This window comes from Kitasatospora azatica KCTC 9699, from assembly GCF_000744785.1.
GTDB lineage: Bacteria > Actinomycetota > Actinomycetes > Streptomycetales > Streptomycetaceae > Kitasatospora > Kitasatospora azatica.
The window spans coordinates 43,458-66,548 of record NZ_JQMO01000002.1 but is presented as its reverse complement, the minus strand read 5'-3'; the positions used below and the strand labels follow the sequence as shown (position 1 = coordinate 66,548).

The window sequence follows — 23,091 nt, the reverse complement described above, 5'->3', positions numbered from 1 at the left end:
TCCCGCCGCCGCCCCAATGCCATCAGGAGAGCCAATGGCCAATGGCCGATCGCGACGGGGCAGTGGGCCGCTCACCGGCGTGCGGCCCGTGGGCGGCAGGTGGCCGCCGAGGTGCTGCGCACTGCCGAGCACGGCATCGCGGTCGGGTGGTGAGCGGCGTGCGGCGGGGACGTCGTCGAGCCGCCGCCCGGCCGGCCCGGCGTCGGCCGGGCCGGGGCGCTCTGCCGCCGGTATCGCCCGGGCGGGGGGTGAAGCGGGGGTTGGTGGTGTCCGGGGGCGGGCGCAGTGTTCTCGCCAGCAGGGCCGGGGCGGCCGGCCCGTTCGGAAGGAGCATCGTGCCTACCTACGCCGAGACGCTGCGTCTGAGGATCCTCGCCCACGCCCGTATCCACGAGACCACGTACTACCGCGGGTCCTTGTGGGCCGAGCAGGCACCGCCGCGTACGGTGGCCCACGTGGCCGATCCGATCGCCCTGGGGCGCTGGACCGAGCGGCAGGCCGTGCTGCTCCTGGAGCCGACCGGCGCTTTCGCCCTCGCCCGGCCCCACTACGGCCTCGAGGCACTGCGCTACGAGCCCGCCCCCGGGCAGTCGGCCGGGTGGGAACCGACCGCGGGCCCGGCCCGCCACGGGGACCAGGCGATGCTTCACACCGGCTACCTGTTCGAGGACCGCACCTGGTTGACCGCCTGCGGGGGCCGCGTCTACCGCACCGAGGCGGTCGACACCGCGAACTGCCCGCTGCTGTGCCCGACCTGCCAGATCCTCGACGACGCGAGCGCCGGCCGGGCGAACACCGCCCGCGCGCTGCTGCGCTCCTGAGCCACGCCCGGCGCACCAACTCCAGACGGTGTGCACCGCCCTGAAGCACGTCGGCAAGGGCCCGGTCGTCGAGACGGAGGTGCCGCAGGCGGCCAGACCTGCGGCACCGACTCCATCTCAACCCTCATCAGTGCGGAGGCATCCAGCTGCTATCGGAGGACGACGCTGACGTTCCCCTCGTCGAAGATCTCGAGGATCACGTCAAACAAGGCGACGTCGCCATCTCCAGTGGACAGCCGCTCCGTCAACTGCGTTCTGGCCTCAGCCGAGTAATCCCAGAGAAGGGTGAACGGAGTGGTAGCACCCCAGCCGCCCCGCAAGCAGTCGATCACGGCGTCAAGGTTCCAGCCGAAGTATCCGCCGGGCCCATTGATAGCTTCGCCGAGCGCACAGTAGAAGCTGTCCCTGTCAACGATGTGCCGACCGTCCAGCGTGAACTCCTGCCCGCAAGGACGGTCGGGCTTCCCCTGGCGTTGGTACTCCCGGGACCAAAGGGCCACCGACAGCCACGCTCGTCTGTCCTGGGGACCGAGTTCATGCCACAAGCCGACGCGGCTCAGCCGACCGGTACGGATCAGGTCCCACACTGCGCCCGCACCAGCCAGCGCGTTGTCGCACCACAGTGTCACTGTGAGGTCAACGAGGCCCGCTCCGCGGGTTGACGGCTTGGCGTCGACCACAGTGACCTCTCCTACGAAGTAGGACCCCATGGTGGCACCGTCGGCGTCAAGGAGGTCGAGCAAGGCGTTCCCCGCCAAGGCCCACCGGCTGCCGATGTGGCCGGCACTCTTCAACAGGCCGCCCTGCGGGCGACAGCCCACGAGGTGCACTCGGCGCGCCCCCTCGTCTTCTGGCAGCGGAGTGAACAACCCCTCGGCCTCGTGGGCGAAGCCCCAGAAGTCGGCGTCGTCTTCGTCCGAGGTCAGCGCGTACTGCTGCCCCTCGCTTCCCTGCCGCTGTGCTCGCGCCACATTCCCCATCAGAGCGCTGATCCTACCGACATCCCGCGATCCGCCGGGCTGTCGCCAGCCAGTCCGCCAAGGCTGACCCCGCCTCGTAGATCTCGGAGCGGTCAGCCGGTCGGATACCGCGAAATAGGGGCGGCCTGGCCGAGGAGTGCCCAGCGCACTTGGTCGACGGTTTAGCCCGGTCGGGTGGCGGCGCCAACTCGGTTGGTCCTGGTGGGTGGCCTGGTCGCTGATGCGTGCGGGCCGGGGAGATGCAGGGGTTGGGGGAGGGTGGGGGTGGTCGTAGTTTGCCGTTCGTAAGGCCGGGGTGGTGGGTCGCCTCCGGCCTTGCCCTCCGCCCTTCCGCCCCGCCGCCCGTCGTCTGTTCGGCTTGGTGGGTCGGCTGTCCGGTAGGTCTGTGTACCGCCCGCCGGGGGCTGCTTCCGGCGCCGCGCTGTCGCGGGGCCGGGGCTATTTGTCCATCGTCGTGAGGAGCTGCACCGTCATGCCTTGTTCTTCCACCGCCTCTTGGGCTGTCTCGTCGGTCGCTGCTGTTTCCGCTGCGGGTCCGGATCCCGCCCCCGCGGTCGTCGCCGGGGCTGTGCTCGCTGCGATCCACTGCAGCCCACAGGCCTTCGACATGCTCGCCTGGTACGAAGACCCCCAGGGCCGCCTCCTGGAGCCCGGCCACAAACCCGAGCGCGGCACGACCCTGTGCGTGGCCGGCTTCACCGCCCACGTGACCGGCTGGACCCTCGTGGACGCCACGAACGCGCGCAAGGACGATCTGTACGTCCGGATCGAGGACGTCGCCCGCAACGGCCGTTCAGCCGCCGTAGCCGCGCCCGTCCCCCTACTGACGCCGCATTGCCCGAGCTGTTCGCCGTCATGGAGGCGGCGGTCGACGCCGGTCACGCCTTCTGGGAGTGGGCCGACGCAAGGCCATTCGTCGGCCCGTCACTCCACCTGCACGAGTGACCGCAGCGTAGGACCCATCGCTTGAACTACCGCCCCGTCAGGCGCTGATGCCACCAGCCGGCCCCGAGCTTCACCGGCGCACTCGGATCCGGGAGGGTCCGTCGTTCGAATTCCTGATCCAGTCGCGAGACGATCTCTCTCAGCTCGCGACGAGCACGCACGGGCAGGGCGTTCAGCATCGCCTCCACCGTGTCTCGGCCGCTCAGCGGATCGTGGCATGGGCAGTCCGCCAACGGCACATAGAGCAGACGCCCTGGGCTTCGAAGGAACTGCTCGAACTGGTCGAGGGAATCGCGCAGGCATCCGGGCCAGAACCGGTCAGCCTCCAGGCGCCGAACAGCGGCCTGAGCAGCACGCCCAAGTCCCGAGATCTGACTGAACTGCGAGGAACCACCCCGGACCAACCGCTTCTGGGCGCGCAACGCGCCGGGCGACCTACGCGGCATCGCCCCTATTGATCAACGTCATGGCGCTATCCTTCCACGCCACGGCCAGGGGTCGCCGCTGCTTTTCCTCCAGAACGAACCCAACTACCAAATGAGAACACCACCCGCGACGCCCTGCGCACGCTCGCACGCGTCCTCAATGTTCCTCAGCCGCTCCGAGATCTGCCGAACGTACTCCGTATGTGACTTCGCCGGATCGGCGCTGGGAGCTACGAGTTCGAGGTTGCTCCGGATCAAGGCACATTCAGCGAGGAAGTCCGCCGCCTGGTTCGGAGCAACCCGCAGGTCCCGGCTGGCCAGGATCGGGAAGAACCTCGCGCCCAATGACCGAACGGCCTCGGACCCCCACACGACCGTGCGCCAGCTCTCGAAGCCCGCGAGGTCAGAACTGCCCACCGGGACATCCAGCACCTCCATCTGGTCGTCCTCACCAACGACGAACACATCCACAGACAAGCTCATGGCCTCAGTCGATCACGGCAACGAAGCACTGGTCCAAAGGTTTCGCGCCCAGCCGCACGGTGGTCTCTGGAGGCGCCGCTCGCCCAATCGAGTGAAGTGCAGAGAAGCTCGCTGCGCCTGAAGATCGAGCCGTGCCGCCGCTGGATCGAAGAGCACTACCCCGACCCGCGGTCCTGCGTGCTGTACGTGGGGATCGACGCCACCGAACCCGGCCGGGTCCCGGCCATCACCAACGGCTGGCAACCCTACCGGGTGCGCTACCCGCTGCTGGAGCCCCCGAGCGCGTCCAGGCTGACCAAGCAGCAGATGCTCGACTGGGCCCGCGCCGAGGGCGTCGAGCCTCCGCTCATGTACGCCCTCGGGTTCGAGCACGCGAACTGCGCGGGCCGCTGCGTGCGCGCCGGACAGGCCCACTGGCTGCACCTGCTGGACGTGTGGCCCGACCAGTACGCCGCCAGCCAGGCCCTGGAACACAACGCCCGCGCCCTGTGGGGCAAGGACGTCGCCCACCTGCGCGCCACCCACGCCCGAAAGTCCCACCCCCTGACGCTGGCGCAGCTGCGCCGACGCCGGGAGATACGCGAGGCCTTCGCACAACTGCCCCTACAGCCCCGGACCGGGCGTTCTCGTGCGGGAGCGTCCGAACGGCGTGAGGAGCCCCTGTTCTGACGCCATGACCGGGCCCGCCCTCGTGGGCGGGCCGCCGGTCTGCTGCTGTCGTGGCCGCCCGTCCGGTCGCGGGTGCCGGACCGACCGGTGTTCTGACAGCCCGTCGGCTGCCCGGGCCACGCCCCGCCCGCCCGCCCGATCCGTTCGACCGAGGAGCCCCTGTGCCCGACCCAGACCACGACCCGCGCACTGGTGTCCGCTGGACGACCCGGCGCCCGTCCTACCCGCGCCGCCTGGCCGCGTTCACGCGCGGTGTGCTCGCTCTGCGCGCCCCGGCCGCTTGCGATCTCCAGGACAGCGTCGAGGAACTCCTTCCCGTGCCCGCCGAGTTGGCCGGCGACTTCGTGGCCGGCCGCGCGTTCGGCCGCACCCTCACCCAGCGCCGCTGGCACCACGACGCGACCCGGCCGGGCCGCTTGCGTGACTGCACCGTGCGCTGGCCCTTCTACGAGGACTACCTCACCGTCGTCCCCCGCGAGCCCCGAGGCGACTGCCCCGCCTGCCACGGTGACGGCGTCCTGTGGGACAAGGACGACCCGTGGCTGCTGCTCGGCGAGTGCCCGTGCACCGCACCGCTGCTGTGCCTGCCCGTACCCCACATGCTGCGCCGGATCCTGCACCGGCGCCGCTACGGTCGCCGACCGGCTACCGACTGGGACGGCGAACCGCCGTTGTGACGCCGGCCGTCGTGTGGGTGGGTCTGCGCTGCAGGTCTGCTCCCAGGGGGCCCGGCGCCCGCCGCGCGGCGCTTGCCCTCGGCCGCGTTGCCGCCCCTGCGGTGGTGTGTTGGGCGGTGCGGTGCGAAGGAAGTGGGGGTGGGTGGGGGCCGGTGGTGTTTCTAGGTTCGCCGGTAAGAAGCCATTGCGCCCATCGACACAGGAGCCCTGCCATGGCCACCCCGCCTGCCGTGCCCACCGCGTCTGCCGTGCCCACTGAGCCTGCCTTGCCAACCGCGTCTGCTGTGGCACCCACCCGGTCTGCCGCGTCTGGTGGTGTCCGTGCGGGGTTTGTCCGTTCGCTGGCTCGGGTTCTGGCTACCGCCACGCCTGACGGTCTGAGGCGTCCGGTCGCGCGGGCGGATGGGACGCCGCTGGCGTGGTTCGTGGCCGCTGCGGACCATGTGCTGGCGGGGGCAGGCCACCAGGCGCCTTCCCCGGGTTCCCCGGTGGGTGGTGCGGCTCGCGAGATCCTGGCCGCCGCGGAGCAGGAACGTGCCTACACCATTCACATGTACAGCAGCGACCGGGCGTGTGCCTGCCCCGCCGCTGCGTGCGGGGCCCGGCTTACCCACCGGCCGGACCGCTGCCCGGTCCACGGCCCCGGCGGCTACGAGCCGGCCGAGTTCGGGCATGGTGCCGCCCGATGTCCGGCGTTGGCGCCGCTGCGCGCTGCCACCTGACGGTCGGTCATGGGGTGGTCGGCGTGCCGCTGGCCGCCCCGTCAGTGACGGCTTGCCGCTGGGCGCCCCTGGGCTGGGTCGAGGTTCTGCTCGCTGCTCTCGGGTGGGCCCGGCCCGCCCCCGCCCGGCCCCGTCCGGCCTCGTCTCGGGTTGGTTGTGTCTCGCTCCGGTTCTGCCCCCGGGGGGCGGGGCGGTTGCTGGGCTGGGGCCCCGGCGTGGGTGTGGTCGTGTGCCAGCCCGGCGGCCGGTCCGGTTTTGTCTCTTGTGGAAGGAATGTCTCTGTATGCCTGCCAGTCTCTTTCTCAGTCCTGACAGCGTTGAGCATCTGGCGTCTGCGGGTCTGGGCTCGTTCGAGGCCGATCCGTGTGGTCTGGGCGGTTTCACCGTGTGCTGGGCCAGACTTGTGGTGCCGTGTCGTTGCTGGATTTTCGTGCTCCCCGCCAATTTCATCGTCGAGCCCGAGGACCCGGCCGTCTTCCGCCCGGCCGGCCCTTTCAGTTACATGGGCCGGTTCGAGTACGACTATGACGTCGCGTACTGGACGGGCCCGGTCGACGACGGCTTCGAGACTCTGCGGGCGGCTCACCTGCGGGCGTTCGACGACCACGCCCGCGTCTGCCACTCGTGGCGTCGGGAGGTCACGCCCTGCACCCGCTGCGGTGTTCTTGGCTTCGAGCATCGCCGTGCCCCGGCCGGGGGCGGGGCGGGTTGCGGCCGCTACACCCCGGCCGACGGTCCTGACGCCGCTCGTGTGGGCGTGCTGCGTGCCGAGCTGACCGACCGTGAGCCCGCCGACGGCTGACTGTGCCCTCGGGGAAGTCGGGGGTTGGGCGCGGCCCGGATGGCAGGCAGTCTTGCACCCATAAGCCGAACGGAACGCCCGGGCGGCACCTCACGCGCCCGGGGCCGCTCCGGTCAACTCCCGCCGGGTCGGCCATCTTGCGGCCCGCCGCGCCGGCCATCTTGCGTAAGGGATTCCCATCGTGACCGTGACGTCGATCAGCCTGCGGTTCGCCCTGTCCGACGTGCTGGCGCTGGCCGAGCACGCCGCCGCCGCGCCCTGGCATCAGAAGTACGGCAACTGCGAGCGGCCCGCGCTGGTCTGGGCGAAGGACGATGGGACGTACCTGATGTCCAACGGGCGCCCGCACCTGCCCGGCAAGGACCACCGCCGGGTCGTCCGCGCCCAGGGCTGGGGCCCGGGAACCGGGCACGAGCTGCGTCACACCGCTGTCGGCGGCGACGACTTCGCCCAGGCGATCCCGCTGGCCTCGGGGCTGCTGGAGCAACTGAGCCGGCACAACGCGCAGGGCGATGCCTGGTTCGTGTTGAAGGTCGAGCCGGACTGTTTCGGGTTCGGCTTCCTTCAGGCCTGAGCTCATCTTGAACCCACTGAACTGAACGAAGGGAACATAGTGTTCTTCCCCGCCTTCTTCTGCGCACGCAACCGCAGCCTGCGCGCGGCCCGCCGGGACGGTCGTGCCCAGGCCCTGGCGGACATCGCCGCCGGCAAGCCCGGAGCCCGTGACGGCGACCTGTCCGACACCGCCTTCACCGGCGACCTCCACGACACCGAGCGGCTCATCGGCTACCGCGAGCAGACCAACCGGTCCTGACCGGCCGCCCGCCCTCGCCACCAACGGCCCTGCGCCCGCCTGTGCGCCTGCGGTCAGGAAGAGGGGCCGCACGCACCTGTAACCGTGATCGACACTGCTCCCTTCGCTGTCAACTGACCGAACGGGGCACCGGCGCACCCACCAGACGGTGTTGCTGCCCGCGCGGCCGCTGCACCCGGGCCGGCCCGCTGTGCGGCCCCGCTCACCACCGACCCAGACCCCATTTGCAAGGAGGATTCCCAATGGCCGTCTACAGCGTTGCTCTGACCACGTGGGCGAACACCAGTGTCGAGGTCGAGGTCCCCGACGACGTCACCGATCCGGAGCGGATCGCTGAACTGGCCGTGGAGCACAACGACCCGCCGACCCTGTGCAATCAGTGCTCTGGCGGCGGGCGTAGTGGGCACCAGGAGTTGGAGCTCGGCGACGACTGGCAGGCCGTGACCTTCCAGGACCAGGCCGTCGTCACCCGGCTGGGCTGACCCATGACCCCGGCGATCGGGGGCTCAAGGCATCGAAGCCGCTCGGGGGAGCAGGCCCGGTGACAGCCGGTTTTCTGCGGCAGTCTCCGTGCAGGGGGGAGCTGACTGCTGCCCGCTGGGGCCCTTACGGGGCTGGCGGAGTTTGTCGGCGCGGTGGGGCGGGGGCGGCCACTGCTCGGCCGCCCCCGCCCCACTGTACGTTTGTTGCGACGGGTGGTGGATCCGGGAGTCGGCTGAGCCGCCGGTGGCCAGACCGGCAGCTGATCGCCCCTGGGCTGGGTCGGGGCACTGCCCGCTGCGGAGACGTGAACAGGGTAGGCCAACCCTGGTTGCTGAAGGTAGTGAAAGAGCGCCGGGGGAGGATCGGGCTTTCGGGCGTGTCGGGCAGGTCAGTTTTCGCCCAGCATCCAGCTGTAGAAGCCGCTCGCATCGGGGAATGCCAGGTCCGGGGCGAGGTCGACCAGCCAGACGGCGGCCATGTCCAGCTCGCCGTAGGAGCCGAATTCCTCTCCTTGAGCCACGATCAGGGCCCTGGCCCCGACCCGCCAGCCCGCGAAGTTCCACGGCCGGGGGTCGAGGGACCACCTCAGTGTGGTCTCGGCCGCGCCGAGCTCGGTGGCAACCGTGGAGCAAGCCGCCAACCAGGCCTGATCGAAGGCTGCGGGATCACCGTCCAGGCCGTCCCAGCCGACCATCTCGAACTCGTCGCCGAGCGGGCCGACGTCTGCCTCGTCGCTCGGATCGAAGAAGCAGAACGGCAGGTAGAAGCGCGACTGGCCGGAACCGAGCCGGTCGGGATCGCCTGGCACCAGCTGATGACCGCTGGCGGTGTCGTAGCCGTTCCACGACGACTCGTCCCAGCCCAGTCCGGCGAGGAAGCCATCGACGCTGGGATGGTCCCAGCCCGCCCGTGCAAGCTCGGCGAGTTGCTGGACAAGGGAACCGGACAGCGGCCTGAGCCGGACGATCACGTGAGACCTCGGAGCGTAGGGGACGTTCGTTCGGGCAATCGTCCCCCCTCGGCCAATCGACACCGACCGGCGGGGTGGCCCAGTCCCATTGCCCGGGTGATCTGACCGCCGGCCAGGAGACGGTCAGCCTGAAATGACCTGCCGTGCCTTCACCAAACGCGCTCGATGGTCATCGATCCAGTCGGCCGGCGGAGACATGGGCAGGCTGACCATCACCTGCGAGGACGGGTCGTCGCTGATCGACACCGCGATTGCCCTGGGGCTGAGCGGCTTGATCTTCAACTGGACCGTCCTGCCGGAGTTCAGCCACGAGACGAACCGGTTTCCGGCAAGGCTGTCGAGGGCCTCTTCCCACGCGTCCAGGTCGAGGGACGTGATTCCCACCGGGAAGCTGCCGGTGACGGTCTCCGTCGACACGACGAATTCACAGTCCAGGAACTCGTTGCCCGGCTCCGGTTGCTTCAGCACCCGCAGTGCGACGACGTGACCGCTCGTCCCAGGCGGATCGGCAAGGTGGATCAGATCGTCCAGCTCGTCGTCCATCACAGCCCTCTCACTCGATCTCGAACAAGGGCATCATTCCGGACGGCACCGACAGGCGCGACAGCGCTCTCACTTCTCGCCGACACTCCACGCACCATCAGCCAGCATCTGATCTCGAAAGCTACCAACAGCCGCACTCGACGGTCACCTACACAGCCAGAGCCGTGGGCCGATCCATCACCCCACCCAACTCGACGCTACCGGGCCTTGGCATTCCCGGATTTGGTTGCAAGCGTGTCCATCTCGCGCAGGCGTTCGTAGTGCTCGACCCCACGGGTGGCGGTTCCTGGAGCTGATGGCGTTTTCGCCGTGCCCGTCCACGGGGCCGGTGCTGCCCTGGCCGCGTTGCCCACGCCGACTTTCCCCCCGGCGCCGCCCTTGTCCGGCCCTCGCTGTCCCAGCGGCCGGGGCGGGGCCGCCTGTGTCTCCAGTCCGTGCGCCGCTGCTTGTCCCGGTTCGGGCCGGGGCCGTTCGGGGTTGGGCGGGGCCTGCGTCGCTCGTACTGTTCACGCCGTCCCCGGCCACCACCCCGCCCGCCCCCCACCGCCGACCGCCTGCCGCCAGCTACCGCGCCCCGCCGCGCCGCATGGATCCCCACACCACGCCCTCACGCACCATGACTGAATGAACTGCGCCGTGACCAGTGCGGCCAGCCAGGGCGCGACCGCGCTGGCGGCTCCGACCAATCCCGCTGTCTGGACGGGCCGTCGAGCTATCGCAGGTGTTCCCGGAGTCCGGCTGCCGCGGTCTCGGGCGAGGCGAAGAAGTCCCAGTGAGGACGGATGCCGGGTTCCGGCTGTCCCGACCAGCTCAACTCGACCAGCGCCCAGCGGATCGGGTTCTCGGCGATTTCGAAGAGCACGTGGTCTCGTTGGCTGCAGTGCGCGACCGCCACCAGCGGACGCTTGGCGAGCGGATGGTTCGGCTTGAGGTCGACTGAGACCTCCGCGACGAGTTCGGCCTCGAAGACGGCACGGTCGTGTCCGGGGATCGGGACCCATCCAGCCGGCAGGCTGACGGCCCGTTGGTCCGGGCCCGCCGGGTCGGCTTGACGTGCTTCCTCGACAAGGGCGCGGAGCTCGGCGACGCGGTTCTTCTGGGCTTCGAGGTATTCAGGGGACTTGTCGGGTGCCCACTGCTGCCAGAGCCCGTCTGGGGTGGTGAAGCGTTCGGCATAGTTGCTGCCGAGTTGCGTGTCTATGTCGAGCAGGGCTCCGATGGCCCAGTGCTGGTCGTAGTAGAGATCTGGCCGGCGCAGGTACTTGTCGAGGTAGTCGCAGAGGATCTGAGCGTCTGTCGGCGTGCCGAGGCAGGCCAGCGCGAAGCAGTAGCCCTGACCGGCGTAGGTCTGGCGGCTCTCGATGAGCAGCTCGCCGATCCGCCGGCGTTGCTGTGTGTGTCCGCCGATGCCGGCCATCCACGCGGCGACGAGGCGTTCGCGCCAGCCGGAGCCGTCTGCGAGGAGCGCGGCGAACTCCTGGTCAATGACCCGCTTGGAGTCCGCGATCAGCTCGCGGAAGAAGGCGGTGCGCTCCGTCGGCTCCAGCCGCCGCCGCTGCACGTTGCCGTGGAGCAGTTCGAGATGGCGGCGGTCGACGGAGGCATAGCGGCGGATAGCATCGCCAAGCGCGGCCGGAGCGGACAGGTCATCCATTCGATCATCTTCGGGTGCGGTCGTTGTGAGTGTCGACTGGATTAGCGGTGAATCATTCTGCGGATCGGCTGCTGCAGGGTTCGGTGTCGGGCGGGTCTTCAGTCGGCTCGGCGAGTTCGGCCAGGAGCTCCTTGATCCGGGAGAGGATGGCAGTGCGCCGCTCGACCACGCGGCCATCCGACGGCGACAGCAGATGGACGCCGACTGGGTGCTGCGGTGCCCGCCGCATCGGCGCGCGCACGCCGGAGACAGTAACGGCTGACCACGAACGCGACGGCGGCGTCGTCCACCGGGTCAGTGACGGCGGATGCGTCCGGATCGGCTCGACCACAAAGGCCGCTCGTTCGAGTCCCTGCGCCCGTCCAGCCCCGCCCCCTGCACCGGCCCGTGCCCGAACGGCTGCGGCCGGCAGCTCGCCCCGGCCACCGTGGCCCGCCTGGAGTACCCGGCCTGCTTGGAGTGCCCGGCGCTCCTGGCCGCCGACGCCTGGACCGCGCAGTGCCGCCGGTGGGAACTCCTGCGCGCCGATCTCGGCGTCGCCACCGCCGACATGACGCGCGAGGACCTGGCCCGCCTGCGCCACGGCGCCTGACCGCCCATCAACCACCCCCGGGCAGGCCGCCTGCCCGGGGCCCGGCTCGCCCGCGTGGCCGGGCTCCGGGCCGTGGTCACCGTCGCGGCCAGCACGGAGGCGGCCGCTGGGCCGCACCTCGTGCACCAGCACCCCCCTCGCCCACGGCGCGGCCGGCCCGACCGGGACCGGCCCCACGCCCTTTCCCACGTCCTTTCCTCATGCGCTGTCCGGTCCGGACGGGGCAGCCCGACACCTGCGGTACTACGGGCCGGTCCGGGCTGTGCTCCTTCCCGAGCCGCCGCCGTCCGGGCGTCCAACACCGGCTGCTCGCCGCAGCCTTGGACTCGCGCCGCGCCTGGGCGCTGACGCCGTGCCCGGATCCGGGGGTTTGGCGGGTCGGGTGCCGCTGGCAGCTTCAAGCCCAGCATCACCGGTGCCCAGCACCGCCGAGGCCGTCCGGGCCCGACCCGCCCGACCCGCCCGACCCGCCCGACCCGCCCGACCCGCCCGACCCGCCCGAGTCCCCGAGTCCCCGGATCGGGGGGTTTGGCGGGTCGGGGGCTGCTGGCAGTTTCAAGCCCGGCATCACCGGCGCCCGGCATCACCGGCGCCCGGCATCGCCGGTGCCCAGTACTGCTGAGGCCGTCCGGGCCCGACCCGCCCGACCCGCCCGACCCGCCCGACCCGCCCGACCCGTCCGAGTCCCCGAGCGCCGACCCACCCGAGCGCCGGGTCGTGACCGTCACCGACCGCCGCAACCTGATGAGGTGTCCCGCTGTGTCCCGTCCGAACGTCGTGCTGTTGTACGCGACTTTGGCTCACGTCACCGTCCACCCCGAGCTGTGGGACGAGTCCGTGCCCGGCGCGGGTTTCGCCGGCCACGCCGCCCGCCTGCACGGTGCCCGCTTCACCGACACGGGCGAGCGGGTGGTTCTCGACGCGGCCGCGGTCCAGCGCCTGGGCCTGCCCACCCACCGCCTCCCGCCCGGCCACCCCGGGGACGGCACTACCACTGTCGAGCACTACGCGTCCCTGGCCCTGGGGCTGACCGGGCGGATGCACCAGGTGCTGTTCGGGGACCCGGAGCGCACACGCCGTACCCCGCACGCCTGGCACGATCTGGTCGGCCTCGTGGTGCGCACCGACACCCTCGACACGCTGTGCGACCGCATCGAGGCCGCCGCCGCGCACGGTGTCCGCCTCTCCACCGACGACCACGAGGCGATCGCCTGCGCCCGCGCCCCCTACACCGACGAGGGCACCGACGACGTGTTCCTGCCCGCCCACGGCGTCCCGGTCGACCTGCCCGTCTACATCCGCAGCCTGGCCGCGCGCTGCCACAGCGCCCAGCGGCACAGCGCTGTCTGACCGGCACGCCACCCCGGTCACCCCGCCCCGCCCGGGCCCGGCAACCGGCCGGGCGCCGGGTGCCGGGCGCAGCGCAGGGCCGGCACGCGACGCCGCCACGGCCGTACCTCCGCCGTGGGTGCCCGGTCCGGGCCGCCCTTCTTCCGTCCTGTCGACGACCACGCAGTTGCGAAGGGACCCACGCCATGGCCGTGCCCCGCAGGAGCACGATGTACAACGGCCGTACCCTGCACGCGTTCGCCTCCTCCAGCCCGGGTGGTCGCCCCGGTGTGGTGGTGGGCGAGGACGCCCCCGTCGGCCCGGGCGACCAGCCGCGCGGCACGGTGCTGCAGGGCGATCCGGGTGAGAGCCGGGAAGCCTTCCTGGTCCGGGTCGAGGCGATGCTCGACGCCGTGGACGCCGCGCCGCTGGACGCTGTCCGGGCGCAGCGTGAGCCGTGGTGGTACGACGGCTGCGTGCTCGAGGTGTGCCCGCGCTCCCAGCGCCTGGCCCACCCGGGCCCACTGGGCCGCCTTGACCTGCACGCCAAGCGCATCGGGAAGGACTGCACCCACCACAGTTGTGTGGCCGTGCGCCGAAAGGCAGCGCGCCGCGAGGCCCGCTCCTTCGGGATCACCGGGTCCTCGGTGTCAGCGATGCCGCGCGAGAACGGCTTCACCGCCTACGACCCGTACCGCGCCCCGCACGGCTTCCACGCCGCCAGCGACGCCCCGGGCCGGCGGGTCACGCTGATCTGCGACACCTTGCGGGAGCAACTCCTCACGATGGGCTCCTGCCTGCAGGGCCGGGGCCTGGACGTGCGCCTGGAGCAGCAGGGCGGCTACCTGTCGGTGCGCACCCACACCGAAGCGATCGCCGCAGGCCTGGAGGTGGGCCCGCAGCGGCCTGGTCGCGCCGCGATGAAGCTGCCCAGCATCCCCGGCCTGCGCGCCGCGCTGCGCCAGGCGGGACTTCCGATCGCCTCGCGCAGCGACCGCGCGCCTGAGGGCGGGTGTGGGCTCCAGGTCGGTCGGGGTGAGCCGGGCCAGTGGCTGGTCACCTGGTGCGCGGGCAACGAGCTGGACGGAGGCGATGCCTACCGCCAACGCGCCACCCGCGAGCGCGACATGGTCGAGCGGGCCGCGAGGGTGCTGTAGGGCCGCTACGTGCTCACCGTGGACAGGCGCCCCACGTGGATACCGAAGGTCATCGTCACCGGCCTGACCGCCTGGCAGATGCACACCTAGGCCCTGGCTGTTGCCCGGTGCTGAAAATGCCGACGAGCCGGGCGTTCACGGCGGCGACGTTGTTAGGTGAGAGCGCTCTTCGCGACGCCGCCAGGGCCGCACCGCCACCGTGGGCGCCCGGATCCGGGCCGTCCTCGAGGTTCGCGGTATCACCGCCGTCGGAGACGGGGGCTTTCGTAGCGGTCGCCGTCCGGCTGCGGCTGTGCGGGGGAGCGGGGCTGTGGAGCGCCGACGCGGCGCCTGACTGCCGGCTGCGGGACTACTGCGGCGGGCGGGTCACGACTTGCCCCAGCGACCCGCGCGTAGCCGCTCCCGCCGGACCTCGCGTGCTCCTTTGCCTGCCCGGGGACGGGTACCGGGGCCTCGAAGGTGTGCGCGCCGGCCTGCTGGGCGCGGCCGGGGTCCGCCGCAGGCGCCGGCCGGCCATCACCACCGTGCGCTGTGCCCATCGTGGTCGGGCGCGCGGTCAGCGTCGTCGCCGACCCGGCCTGGCCTTGGGCTGGTCCCGGGCCTTCCCGGCCGCCCGCCAGCCCGGCGGGGCCGAACCCGCCAGGGGCGGGGCCCGGGGCCGAGGGGGTGACGGGGGGTCAGGTTTGGTGGATGGGTCGGGGATGTTGGGGTTGGTGCGGCCTTCCGACGGTCCTAGTTTTACCGGCAGGAAAGCAGGGGCGGGTTCCGGTCTCGTGTGGGCCGCCCGCCCCCGCCCCTCCCCGCCCCGCCCCCGCCCTCCCCGCCCGGCCCGGCCCGACCGGGCCGGGCCGGGCCTGGTCCTGGCTGTGGCGCCCCGCTGGTCGGGCTGTTCCCGCGGCCTGGCCCGCTCGCTGGTGCGGGCCGGTGCCGGGTGCAAGCCGCTTCCTTCCGTCCTCGAGTTGGTGTGGAGTCCTGTTGTCTTCCTCCGTGTATGTGCCGGCTTCGTACCGGCGTCGTCTGGCCGCCTTCGGCGCCGGTCTGCGCGCGTTCCGCCGCGATAGCGACTACGCGGGCCCCGATCCGCGCCTTCGTCAGGACTTCCACTCCGGCCGCGAGTTCGGCCATCTGCTCACCGGCTTCCACTACGCCGACCCCGCACGGGTGACGATCCCGCTGCTGCCGCTGACCTGCTACCGCCCCGCCCACGACCGCTTCCACCGCACGTTCACCCTCGCCTGCCCCACCGGCCACCCCCGCTGCACGACCTGCGGCGGCAAGGGCCACCGACGCACCTACTACCCCTACGCCGAGCCGGACGACAGCCACGCCGAGGACAGCGAGCCCTGCGACTGCAGCGAACCCCTGCTGCGCCTGCCCCTGCCCGACGTCCACCCCGCCCTGGCGCTGGCCCGCCTGCTGGCACCGCTGCGTCGGCGCATCCGCTGCGGCGCCCGGACGCCGGGGTCCGGCTGGGACGAGGGGTCTGCGTTCTGACACCGCCTCAAGCGGCTCGCGCACCAGCGCGGGCCGCCCCCGACCGCCAGTCACCTCCCGCAGTACCGGTGCCGGTGGAGCGGCGCTGGTCGGGATCCCGGAGAGGCAGACCAGGCCCACCGAGCCCCGAACACCTGACGAACTCTGGAGTTGAGATGACGCGCATGACACCGCTGCCTGCCGCGGACTGCTTCCGCCGCACCGGCCGCACCGTCCTGCTGGATGACCTGGGCGTGCACCTGCAGCGCCCGTTCCCCCGGTGCACCGCCGCTTCGAAGCCGCCCGCCCAAGGCGGCGCCCCCAAGGCCCGCGAGTCCCGCGGGCTCGTGGCCGCGCGTTCGGCGGTGCGGTGATGGGCAGGCTCACCAACGGCATGTCCGGCTACTCGACACACGGCCGCCGCACGCGGCGGCGTCCGGTCGGCGCCCGCTCGCGCGTCGGGTCCCTTGTCCTGCCCGTTGTCGCGCTGGTCGCGCTGCTGGGTGCGGTGGGCGTGCTGCTGCTCATGCTCGGGGGGCACCGGTGACGGACGAGGAGTTCGCCGCCGACCTGGAGCGGCAGACGGATCCGGACTACCTGGCCGAGCGGATCCAGTGGTGCCTCACCCTGCTCGACCTCGTGCACGGCAAGGAACAGGGCTCCCGGTGAGCCCGGCTCACAGGACAGCGCCACCTGCTGCTCACCAGAAGCCGGTGGCGATTGCACCAGCGCCCTGGCCGTGACGGTCGCTCGTGCGTGCGGTGGCCTCGGGGAACCTGACCGACCTGGCCGGCGGCGCGTCGCCGCACTACGGCGTGGCGCACCGGTTCCCGGCCGGGTGCCGGGCCGGGCCCGGGCCGCCGCACGACGCGGCCCCCGCCGGAGCGCAGCAGCCTCCTGGGCGGGCACGCACCGGACCCAGGTGACACAGGGCGCCGTGCACCCGGTGGCGCATCGGTTCCCGGCCCGCACCGGCCCCCCGCGCACGGCCCGCCCGTCCCCGCGCGGCGCCCGGCCCCCGCCGCCCCCGGCCCCGGCCCCGCCCGGCCCGTTCTTCCCGCGCTGCCGCTGCCCGCGCCGGTCCGCGCCGCAGTCCGGGCGGCTACGACCTGGCCGAGTTCGGGCACGGCGCTGCCCGCCGCCCGGGCCCCGCTGTGCGCCCCGTCCGACCGTCCGTCAAGGCCCGGTCGGCGCGCTGCTCGCCGGCCCGGGCTGTGCGCGCTGCTCCTCGCCGCCTCGGCCTTTGACGGGCACCCCGGGGCGCAGCCCCGCCCTGCGCGCAACCGGGGGTTGGGCGGGCACGGGAGCACCGGCAGTGTCGGTCCTGGCCTCGCCGGCTGATCGTCCGCCACCACCGGTGCCAGGGCGTCGCCTTCTGGTGACCGGTCCGGCCTGTGACGGCCGGCTGGGTCGGGTGGCTTCGAGCCGCCGCCTCTGGGAGCTGCCGCGCCGCCCTCCGGGGGGTGCCGCGCCGTAACGGGCGCCGCCACTGCCGAGTGTCACGACTCGATCGGGGCCAGCAGGCCCCGCACCCCTTCACCGACTGGAAAGGACCACCGTGTCCGCGTTCTCCTCCCTCAGCAACCCCGAGCAGGCCCAATGGCTCGCCGAGCGCCTCACCGCCCGCCAGATCCCCGCCGCCACCACCCCCATGGGCGGTGGCCTGCGTTCGGCCCTGGTCGAGCTGACCGTCAGTGGTGAGGCCCACCAGCTTTACCTGTCGATGGACGACGACGTGCTGTGGTGGCAGCTGCTGCGCACCAACGGCGAGGTGGTGCTGGACAGCATGTGGCCCACCACCCCCCACCGCGCGGTCGAGCACGTCCAGCGACTGATCCGCGCCATCGGCGCCCACCTGAACACCGGGCCCGAGCCGGTCCGGGCCCCGCTGGCCGACCTCGGGTCGCTGGGGGGCCCGGCCAGCGCGGGCCGCCGCCTGCTCCAGGCACTCACCACCGCAGGCCTGCACCCGAGGCTCTCCCGCGTCGAGCCCGTGCCCTCCGTGGTCGTCGGCGTCGGAGAAGGCGGCCAAGTGCTCATCACCGGCCGGGACAAGACACTCGACCACCCCGCCGCCCAGCACACCGGCTGGACCGCCACCCACTCCACCTACTACGGCGACGAGCTGCAGGAGATCCGGATCTACGACGGACAGCCGCAGCACGGATTCCCCCACGACACCGCCGGATGCGTCGGCGCGGTCGGCGCGCTGGCCGCGATCGGCCGCCACCGCCGCACCACCACCATCGGCGCCCGGATCCGGGCCGCGCTCGCCGAACGCGGCATCAGCACCGGTGAGGGCGGCGACCTCGGCGCGGTCGTGGTCGAGCTGCCCGGACCGGACGGCCCGCAGCTGTGGATCTCGGACGCCGACGGCTCGGCCGACGAACAGCCGCAGGACTACTACGGCGTGCAGGTCACGTACTTCCCCAGTGACCCGACCGAGGCCGCCCCCGCCGGAACCCGCGAACTCCTGGCCCTGACCGGGGACGAGCGCCGAGGCCTCGACGGCCTGCGCGCCGACCTGCCCGCCCTGCTCGATGTGGTCGAGCAGGCGCTCACCGCCGCCGACACGGCCTGACCTACCGGCAGGTCCCGGGCCACCCCGGCCCGGGACCGGCCGCCCACCGGCCCGGCACCGCCGCCGCGCAGCCCCGCAGACCGGCCTGCGCGCTGCCTGCCGACGCACCCCGCCCGGTCGCCCGCCGCCGCCGACACGGCCTGACCTACCGGCCCGCGGGCCGAACCGCCCAGGAGTCCCCGTGCCCACTGCAACCGACTGGGAATGGATCCGGCTGAACGTCCTTGCGCCCATGTGGCGCGCCGAGGACGCGATCGAGGAACTCCGGACCTGCGTCTGCCAAGCACCGCCGTGCGACTGGCTCGGCGGCACCACAGAGCCCGAAGCGCGCCTGTGGGACCGCGACGGCCGCACCGTGGCCGACAGCCGGGCCCTGGTCGTGCTGCGGGCCACCGGCCACACCTGCACCCGGCGTCGATCTACCGCTATCGCCTGAGGAGTCCCCTGATGGCCCGTTGGATCTTCCCGCCCGAGGTGACCGGCCCCGAACCGGCCGAGCCTGACCCGGGCGACTACTGCCCGAACTGCGGCGGCACGGCGATCGACTCGATCGACGACTGCAGGTGCGCCGACCTCGTCACCCCCCGACCCCACCAGCTGTAGGAGTCCCCGTGCCCGACACCGACCGCCTGCCCACCACCTTCACCGAACTCGCCTACCTGATGGTCGAACTCGACGAGCAAGCCGTGCCCGGCCAGCCCGACCCGTCCATCGGCCTCTGGGAGCGCCTGCAGGCACAGGAGGGCTACGACGTCGCGGCACCGCTGTGGCGTGACGCCTGCAACCACTACGACGCCTACTTGGTGCGCCGAGACAGAGGACTGACCCGTGACCGACAGCCAGCCCACTCCGCGCGAGCGGCTTGAGGTCGTGATCCGCACCGACCGCTGCGACATGCCCGTCTGGACGCTGACCGACGTGCAGGAACCAATCGACGCCCTCCTCGCCGACCGGCGCAACCAGGCCCTCACCGAAGCCGCCGAGTTGCTCCGGACCACCCGTGGCGCGCTCAACGGCGCCGAGTGGCCCGACCACGCTGCCGGCCTGCTGCTCGCCGCCCGCACCACCACCGCCCAGGAGCAGTGACCCCATGAGCCTGACCGCCCCCAGTTCAACAGGAGCAGCCGTGAGCCTGCACCTGGTGCCGGTCCGCTCGCGCACCGCCCGCGAGTACGTCGCCACCTGGCACCGCCACCACCAACCGCCCATCGGCCAGATCTTCTCCGTCGGCGTCGCCGACACCGACGGCGTCCTGCGCGGTGTCGCCATCGTCGGCCGGCCAGTCGCCCGACACCTCGACAACGGGCAGACCCTCGAAGTCACCCGCGTGGCCACCGATGGCACCCGCAACGCCTGCTCCATGCTCTACGCCGCTGCGTGGCGGGCCAGTTCAGCGCTCGGCTACACCCGGCTGATCACGTACACGCAGGCAGGGGAGAGCGGTTCGTCGCTGCGCGCGGCCGGCTGGCGGGTCCTCGCGCAGCGCCCGGCGCGCCCCGGCTGGACGACGCCCTCTCGCCCGCGCCACCAACTCGGTACCGAACACATGCCTCGGACGCTCTGGGAGGCGTCATGACCCCGCAGGAGCCCCATATGAGTCAGCCGTTGACCGACGAGCAGCACACCGCCATACGCGCCCTGCTCGGCGACGTGAAGCCCGCCAGCGACGACCTGATCACCGCCTTGGCCGAGAGCGTCCAGGACCGCCGCAGCCACGACCACCCGACCGGCAACGAGGACTGGTTCTGCAACAACATGTCCGGCTGGGCCGGCGACCGCGTGGCCGTGGTGCTGCGCAGGCTGCTCGATACGGAAGCCGAACGGGACCGGCTGCGCGCCGAACTTGCTGAGTGCACCCAGCTCCTGGTGGACGAGTCCAGCGAGCGCGAGCGTACCCAGGCTGAACGCGCCCAAGCCCGCGCCGAGCGGGACCAGTTCGCTAACCGCGTCGACACGTTGACCGCCGTCGCCAAGTCCAACCAGCGCGCGCACCGGATCCTCGCCGAGGGGTGCACGGCTGGTGCAGGTAGCGGTGGCCTGCTCCTCGTCGACCCGCCCCCGACCCCGAGGACTGACGGCCCGTCTGACGCCCTACACACGGCTACTGACGCCATCTGACGCCCGTCACGGCCGCCCCACCCGGGGCGGCCACCCCAACCCCAAGGAGCACCTGATGCCCCTCCTGACCATGGAGCAGGCCGAGGACTACCTCGACCAGATCGAGGACGCCCTCACCGCCGCCGGCTTCCAGACCACCTTCTTCCACACCTCCAACAGCGACGAGTACGGCGACGACGGCAGCACCATCCCGTCCGCCGTCCTCACCTGGCAGACCAGCGACGTGCTGATGGTCGGCGAGAAGTTCGGCCGGTTCGAGGACGGGATCCTCCTCGCCTGGGACACCGCCCGCGGCTGGGCCATCGCCGAACTCAACGCGGACGGCTCGAACAGCCAGCTGGAGCCCCTGCCGATGCCCGTCCTCGCGCCAACTGCCCGGGTCGTGGTCACCATCGCCCGCGCTGTCCTCGGGCAGCCGCTGACTGTCGACGGCGAGCCCGGCGGCCAGCCGTGGGCGTGGGAGCTGGCTGTCAGGCAGCCCGTCCAGTGACCGCCGAGCCGCCCCCGACCGACGAGCCGACACCCATCCCCTGCTGAGGAGCACACCACCGTGATCTACGTCCTGCTACGCGGCACCGCCCCGATCGCCGCCCGGACCAGCCTCGCCGACGCCCAGAAGGCCACCGAAGACGCCCACTCCCGCTACATGGACCACCCGACCGACTACCGGTGGGACGAGGAGACGCGCGGTCCCCACGACGGCTGCGTCTGGCAGTTGCGCGTCAAGGGCCTGACGGGCCGCTGGGCGAAGGCCTACCGGTCCGTCCATGAGGTCCCCACCAGCTGATCCCGCCCCGTTGCCGCCCGGCCTTCGGGTCGGGCGGCCCCTGCAACACCCACCCCAAAGCCAACCCCAAAGGAAGCACCCCATGACCGACCCGACGCCCGCCCACGAACTCTCGCCGCCGCGAAGATGCGCGCGTTCGCCACCGAGGCCGGCCACCGCGCATGCCCCGCACCAGATCCCAGGGCGCCGCCGGGCCCCGCAACGGGGGGTCCGGGCGAGCCCGGGACCCAACAGCAGTGCCACGCCCGGCACCACCCAGGCACCCGCTCCGCCCGAGCCCACAAGGGCAGGCAGCCCCGGCCCCGCCCGAGCCCGCCGGGGCCCTGCGCACCGGACTGCCAGCGTCCCTGAGATCACCGGCCCCGATGGCCGGCCCACCCACGTCGACCTCGCCGCCGACGACCCCGCCCCGTCCTGCCCCGCGTTCGACCCGCCGTCGCACCCACGCCGCACCCACCGGTCAAGCCGCCGAAGCCCAACCACACTCTGCAAAACGGGTGTTGGCCCGCAGGCGCTTTCGCTCCTAGCGTCACCACCAGTGAGGGCGGCGACTTCGGCGCGGTCGTGGTCGAGCTGCCCGGCCCCGACGGCCCGCAGCTGTGGATCTCGGACGCCGACGGGTCGGCCGACGAACAAGCCGAGGACTACTACGGCCTGCAGATCACGTACTACCCCAGCGACCCGACCGACGCCGCCCCCGCCGGAACCCGCGAACTGCTCCCCCTGACCGGCACCGAGCGACGAGGCCTCGAAGGCCTGCGCGCCGACCTGCCCGCCCTGCTCGATGCGGTCGAGCAGGCCATCAACGCCGCCGACGATACGGCCTGACCCACCGGCAGGTCCCGGGCCGCTACGACCCGGGACCTGCCGCCCACCGGCCCGGCGCGGTCCCGCCGTGCGGCTCGGCCGCCCGAAGACCGACGCGCGCGCTCCACGCCGCCGCACCCCGCCCGGCCGCCGACGGACCCGCAACCAGTCCAACCCGACCGGCACGCCCACCGCCCGACCACCACCGCCCGACCCCGCGCCCGCGACACCGGCACCGGCACCGGCACCGGCACCCGGCCGGCCACCCATCCCGGATCCGTCGTCACGGCGCTTGCGCCACCGCGCCGGTGGAGCACACGCCACGCCGCACCCGGCCCCAACGCCCGACACCGGGCCCACCCAAGGCCGGCGACCACCGCCACCACCTGATGCAGGAGCCCCGATGCCCGCACCCCGAACGACGATCCCCACCCACCTCGACCTCCTCCTCACCCCCATGCCGCACCGGCCCGGCTGGGCCGCGCTCGTCCTGGCCAACGACTTCAAGATGCGCGCCCACCTCGTCCACTACGGGCCCACCGACACCACCACCGACACCGCCGCCGCGCCCGGCCGCCACCGCATCCACACCCTCGCCGACCTCACCGACCCGCTGCTGCGCACAGCAGCCGAACACCTCCTGCGCCTGTGGAACTCCCGCCCCGACAACGGCGACGAACACGACTGGGAGCGCGAGATCCACCACTACAACCGGCGCGCCCTGACTGCCGCCGCAGGAGCACCCGCCCCGGCGATCGACGCACTCGAGCAGATCACCGCAGGCACCGCCCGCTTCAGCGACGGCGACGGCTACGCCCCGACGCTGAGCATCACCGGCGGCGGCCACCTGCTCGCGGCCCTGGGCCGCTGGCTCGACGACGGCCCCACCCCGCACACGGTCCTGATCGACACCGACCGCGCCGACCGCACGGTGTCGGCACAGGTCTTCGCCGAAAGCGTCGGCGACCTCCTCGCCTGGGCCCTGCACGCCACCGGCACCCACACCCACACCCACACCCACACCCGCCCGGCACACCAGCGCGAGCACGACTACGTCGTCACCTGGCAGACGCAGATCACCGCCACCGACCCGCACCGCGCCGCCCGCCGGGCCCGCACCGTCCAGCGCGACCCCTCCAGCACCGCAACCGTCTTCCACGTCACCGGCCCCGACGGCCGCCACACCCACGTCGACCTCGCCGACGACGACCCCGCCCCACCCCGCGCCTGACCCGCCCCCACGGCGCACCGCCGGCCAC

The 23,091-nt window shown here is 72.5% G+C and carries 31 protein-coding genes; 25 read left to right on the top strand and 6 right to left on the bottom strand.

Annotated elements, in window-relative coordinates; genetic code table 11:
* The first annotated feature begins 335 nt into the window (after positions 1–335).
* Positions 336–821, top strand: coding sequence for a hypothetical protein (locus BR98_RS00860; protein ID WP_035838984.1), 486 nt, complete (start codon positions 336–338; stop codon positions 819–821).
* A gap of 149 nt (positions 822–970) precedes the next feature.
* Here the strand turns inward: BR98_RS00860 and BR98_RS00855 are convergent, their stop codons facing one another.
* Together BR98_RS00855 and BR98_RS00840 are read right to left on the bottom strand one after the other, a co-directional pair.
* Entirely contained in the window at positions 971–1,801 is an 831-nt protein-coding gene (locus BR98_RS00855) for a barstar family protein (RefSeq protein ID WP_035838982.1), read from the bottom strand.
* A 1,475-nt stretch (positions 1,802–3,276) separates the two neighbouring features.
* Entirely contained in the window at positions 3,277–3,654 is a 378-nt protein-coding gene (locus tag BR98_RS00840) for a hypothetical protein (protein ID WP_035838975.1), read from the bottom strand.
* Positions 3,655–3,750: 96 nt separating this feature from the next.
* On the opposite strand from BR98_RS00840, the gene BR98_RS00835 reads away from it, so the two are divergent.
* The 6 genes from BR98_RS00835 (at position 3,751) to BR98_RS00810 (ending at position 7,820) form a co-directional block, all read left to right on the top strand.
* Complete coding sequence (locus tag BR98_RS00835; protein ID WP_051969151.1) at positions 3,751–4,323, top strand: hypothetical protein; 573 nt, start codon at positions 3,751–3,753, stop codon at positions 4,321–4,323.
* A gap of 161 nt (positions 4,324–4,484) precedes the next feature.
* Entirely contained in the window at positions 4,485–5,000 is a 516-nt protein-coding gene (locus tag BR98_RS00830) for a hypothetical protein (protein ID WP_035838973.1), read from the top strand.
* Between the two features lie 1,005 nt (positions 5,001–6,005).
* Positions 6,006–6,524: a hypothetical protein gene (locus BR98_RS00825; protein WP_035838971.1), complete on the top strand. Its 519-nt coding sequence runs from the start codon at positions 6,006–6,008 to the stop codon at positions 6,522–6,524.
* Between the two features lie 181 nt (positions 6,525–6,705).
* Positions 6,706–7,098 carry a DUF3085 domain-containing protein gene (locus BR98_RS00820; protein WP_051969150.1) on the top strand — a complete coding sequence of 131 codons (393 nt, stop codon included), beginning with the start codon at positions 6,706–6,708 and terminating at the stop codon, positions 7,096–7,098.
* Positions 7,099–7,137: 39 nt separating this feature from the next.
* Positions 7,138–7,338 carry a hypothetical protein gene (locus tag BR98_RS00815; protein ID WP_035838967.1) on the top strand — a complete coding sequence of 67 codons (201 nt, stop codon included), beginning with the start codon at positions 7,138–7,140 and terminating at the stop codon, positions 7,336–7,338.
* Positions 7,339–7,580: 242 nt separating this feature from the next.
* Complete coding sequence (locus BR98_RS00810; protein WP_035838964.1) at positions 7,581–7,820, top strand: hypothetical protein; 240 nt, start codon at positions 7,581–7,583, stop codon at positions 7,818–7,820.
* Between the two features lie 389 nt (positions 7,821–8,209).
* On the opposite strand, the gene BR98_RS00805 is transcribed toward BR98_RS00810, so the two are convergent.
* The 4 genes from BR98_RS00805 to BR98_RS38805 all read right to left on the bottom strand — a co-directional run bounded on the left by BR98_RS00805 (position 8,210) and on the right by BR98_RS38805 (position 11,229).
* Positions 8,210–8,791, bottom strand: coding sequence for a hypothetical protein (locus tag BR98_RS00805; RefSeq protein WP_035838961.1), 582 nt, complete (start codon positions 8,789–8,791; stop codon positions 8,210–8,212).
* Between the two features lie 123 nt (positions 8,792–8,914).
* The gene (locus BR98_RS00800) at positions 8,915–9,334 is read right to left on the bottom strand and encodes a DUF5959 family protein (RefSeq protein WP_157537242.1); all 420 of its coding nucleotides are present in this window, start codon (positions 9,332–9,334) and stop codon (positions 8,915–8,917) included.
* 712 nt (positions 9,335–10,046) lie between these two features.
* Positions 10,047–10,988 carry a DUF6000 family protein gene (locus BR98_RS35845; protein ID WP_051969149.1) on the bottom strand — a complete coding sequence of 314 codons (942 nt, stop codon included), beginning with the start codon at positions 10,986–10,988 and terminating at the stop codon, positions 10,047–10,049.
* A gap of 52 nt (positions 10,989–11,040) precedes the next feature.
* On the bottom strand, positions 11,041–11,229 hold the full coding sequence (locus BR98_RS38805; RefSeq protein WP_157537240.1) for a hypothetical protein: 189 nt from the start codon (positions 11,227–11,229) through the stop codon (positions 11,041–11,043).
* A 66-nt stretch (positions 11,230–11,295) separates the two neighbouring features.
* Here BR98_RS38805 and BR98_RS00790 point away from each other — a divergent pair, with 66 nt between their 5' ends.
* The 18 genes from BR98_RS00790 to BR98_RS00720 all read left to right on the top strand — a co-directional run bounded on the left by BR98_RS00790 (position 11,296) and on the right by BR98_RS00720 (position 23,063).
* Entirely contained in the window at positions 11,296–11,580 is a 285-nt protein-coding gene (locus BR98_RS00790; RefSeq protein WP_051969148.1) for a hypothetical protein, read from the top strand.
* Positions 11,581–12,339: 759 nt separating this feature from the next.
* Positions 12,340–12,930 (top strand): hypothetical protein, encoded by a 591-nt coding sequence (locus BR98_RS00785; protein ID WP_035838955.1) that lies wholly within the window; start codon positions 12,340–12,342, stop codon positions 12,928–12,930.
* A gap of 185 nt (positions 12,931–13,115) precedes the next feature.
* Positions 13,116–14,066 (top strand): hypothetical protein, encoded by a 951-nt coding sequence (locus tag BR98_RS00780; RefSeq protein ID WP_157537239.1) that lies wholly within the window; start codon positions 13,116–13,118, stop codon positions 14,064–14,066.
* Positions 14,067–15,041: 975 nt separating this feature from the next.
* Positions 15,042–15,560 (top strand): hypothetical protein, encoded by a 519-nt coding sequence (locus BR98_RS38800; RefSeq protein WP_157537236.1) that lies wholly within the window; start codon positions 15,042–15,044, stop codon positions 15,558–15,560.
* Between the two features lie 155 nt (positions 15,561–15,715).
* Positions 15,716–15,913, top strand: coding sequence for a hypothetical protein (locus BR98_RS00770; RefSeq protein WP_035838949.1), 198 nt, complete (start codon positions 15,716–15,718; stop codon positions 15,911–15,913).
* The gene (locus BR98_RS38795) at positions 15,913–16,086 is read left to right on the top strand and encodes a hypothetical protein (protein WP_157537234.1); all 174 of its coding nucleotides are present in this window, start codon (positions 15,913–15,915) and stop codon (positions 16,084–16,086) included. The genes BR98_RS00770 and BR98_RS38795 overlap by 1 nt, the downstream gene beginning before the upstream one ends.
* Positions 16,083–16,208, top strand: coding sequence for a hypothetical protein (locus BR98_RS41885; protein ID WP_267886031.1), 126 nt, complete (start codon positions 16,083–16,085; stop codon positions 16,206–16,208). Before BR98_RS38795 ends, BR98_RS41885 begins: the two co-directional genes overlap by 4 nt.
* Before the next feature lie 889 nt (positions 16,209–17,097).
* Positions 17,098–18,120: a hypothetical protein gene (locus tag BR98_RS00765; protein ID WP_035838946.1), complete on the top strand. Its 1,023-nt coding sequence runs from the start codon at positions 17,098–17,100 to the stop codon at positions 18,118–18,120.
* A 181-nt stretch (positions 18,121–18,301) separates the two neighbouring features.
* A complete protein-coding gene (locus tag BR98_RS00760) occupies positions 18,302–18,556 on the top strand; it encodes a hypothetical protein (protein WP_157537232.1) in 255 nt (84 codons plus the stop codon).
* A gap of 11 nt (positions 18,557–18,567) precedes the next feature.
* Positions 18,568–18,723, top strand: coding sequence for a hypothetical protein (locus tag BR98_RS38790; RefSeq protein WP_157537230.1), 156 nt, complete (start codon positions 18,568–18,570; stop codon positions 18,721–18,723).
* 8 nt (positions 18,724–18,731) lie between these two features.
* A complete protein-coding gene (locus BR98_RS00755) occupies positions 18,732–18,986 on the top strand; it encodes a hypothetical protein (RefSeq protein WP_035838939.1) in 255 nt (84 codons plus the stop codon).
* Complete coding sequence (locus BR98_RS00750) at positions 18,949–19,206, top strand: hypothetical protein (RefSeq protein WP_035838936.1); 258 nt, start codon at positions 18,949–18,951, stop codon at positions 19,204–19,206. Before BR98_RS00755 ends, BR98_RS00750 begins: the two co-directional genes overlap by 38 nt.
* Before the next feature lie 4 nt (positions 19,207–19,210).
* A complete protein-coding gene (locus tag BR98_RS00745; RefSeq protein ID WP_198042089.1) occupies positions 19,211–19,696 on the top strand; it encodes an XF1762 family protein in 486 nt (161 codons plus the stop codon).
* Between the two features lie 17 nt (positions 19,697–19,713).
* Entirely contained in the window at positions 19,714–20,238 is a 525-nt protein-coding gene (locus BR98_RS00740) for a hypothetical protein (RefSeq protein WP_035838934.1), read from the top strand.
* A gap of 55 nt (positions 20,239–20,293) precedes the next feature.
* A complete protein-coding gene (locus BR98_RS00735) occupies positions 20,294–20,728 on the top strand; it encodes a hypothetical protein (protein WP_035838932.1) in 435 nt (144 codons plus the stop codon).
* A gap of 60 nt (positions 20,729–20,788) precedes the next feature.
* The gene (locus BR98_RS00730) at positions 20,789–21,025 is read left to right on the top strand and encodes a hypothetical protein (RefSeq protein WP_035838927.1); all 237 of its coding nucleotides are present in this window, start codon (positions 20,789–20,791) and stop codon (positions 21,023–21,025) included.
* Between the two features lie 564 nt (positions 21,026–21,589).
* Positions 21,590–21,853, top strand: coding sequence for a hypothetical protein (locus BR98_RS35840; RefSeq protein ID WP_051969146.1), 264 nt, complete (start codon positions 21,590–21,592; stop codon positions 21,851–21,853).
* A gap of 382 nt (positions 21,854–22,235) precedes the next feature.
* Positions 22,236–23,063: a hypothetical protein gene (locus BR98_RS00720; RefSeq protein ID WP_035838919.1), complete on the top strand. Its 828-nt coding sequence runs from the start codon at positions 22,236–22,238 to the stop codon at positions 23,061–23,063.
* The last annotated feature ends 28 nt before the right edge of the window (positions 23,064–23,091 follow it).

Excerpts from the sequence above, each read along its gene's own strand:
- BR98_RS35845 (WP_051969149.1), bottom strand. The coding sequence starts at position 10,988 with ATGGATGACCTGTCCGCTCCGGCCGCGCTTGGCGATGCTATCCGCCGC.
- BR98_RS00800 (WP_157537242.1), bottom strand. The coding sequence starts at position 9,334 with ATGGACGACGAGCTGGACGATCTGATCCACCTTGCCGATCCGCCTGGG.
- BR98_RS00735 (WP_035838932.1), top strand. The coding sequence starts at position 20,294 with ATGCCCCTCCTGACCATGGAGCAGGCCGAGGACTACCTCGACCAGATC.
- BR98_RS00810 (WP_035838964.1), top strand. The coding sequence starts at position 7,581 with ATGGCCGTCTACAGCGTTGCTCTGACCACGTGGGCGAACACCAGTGTC.
- BR98_RS00720 (WP_035838919.1), top strand. The coding sequence starts at position 22,236 with ATGCCCGCACCCCGAACGACGATCCCCACCCACCTCGACCTCCTCCTC.
- BR98_RS00790 (WP_051969148.1), top strand. The coding sequence starts at position 11,296 with ATGCGTCCGGATCGGCTCGACCACAAAGGCCGCTCGTTCGAGTCCCTG.
- BR98_RS00770 (WP_035838949.1), top strand. The coding sequence starts at position 15,716 with ATGACGCGCATGACACCGCTGCCTGCCGCGGACTGCTTCCGCCGCACC.
- BR98_RS00840 (WP_035838975.1), bottom strand. The coding sequence starts at position 3,654 with ATGAGCTTGTCTGTGGATGTGTTCGTCGTTGGTGAGGACGACCAGATG.
- BR98_RS00825 (WP_035838971.1), top strand. The coding sequence starts at position 6,006 with ATGCCTGCCAGTCTCTTTCTCAGTCCTGACAGCGTTGAGCATCTGGCG.
- BR98_RS38795 (WP_157537234.1), top strand. The coding sequence starts at position 15,913 with ATGGGCAGGCTCACCAACGGCATGTCCGGCTACTCGACACACGGCCGC.
- BR98_RS00780 (WP_157537239.1), top strand. The coding sequence starts at position 13,116 with ATGGCCGTGCCCCGCAGGAGCACGATGTACAACGGCCGTACCCTGCAC.
- BR98_RS00740 (WP_035838934.1), top strand. The coding sequence starts at position 19,714 with ATGAGTCAGCCGTTGACCGACGAGCAGCACACCGCCATACGCGCCCTG.
- BR98_RS00745 (WP_198042089.1), top strand. The coding sequence starts at position 19,211 with ATGAGCCTGACCGCCCCCAGTTCAACAGGAGCAGCCGTGAGCCTGCAC.
- BR98_RS00855 (WP_035838982.1), bottom strand. The coding sequence starts at position 1,801 with ATGGGGAATGTGGCGCGAGCACAGCGGCAGGGAAGCGAGGGGCAGCAG.
- BR98_RS38790 (WP_157537230.1), top strand. The coding sequence starts at position 18,568 with ATGGCCCGTTGGATCTTCCCGCCCGAGGTGACCGGCCCCGAACCGGCC.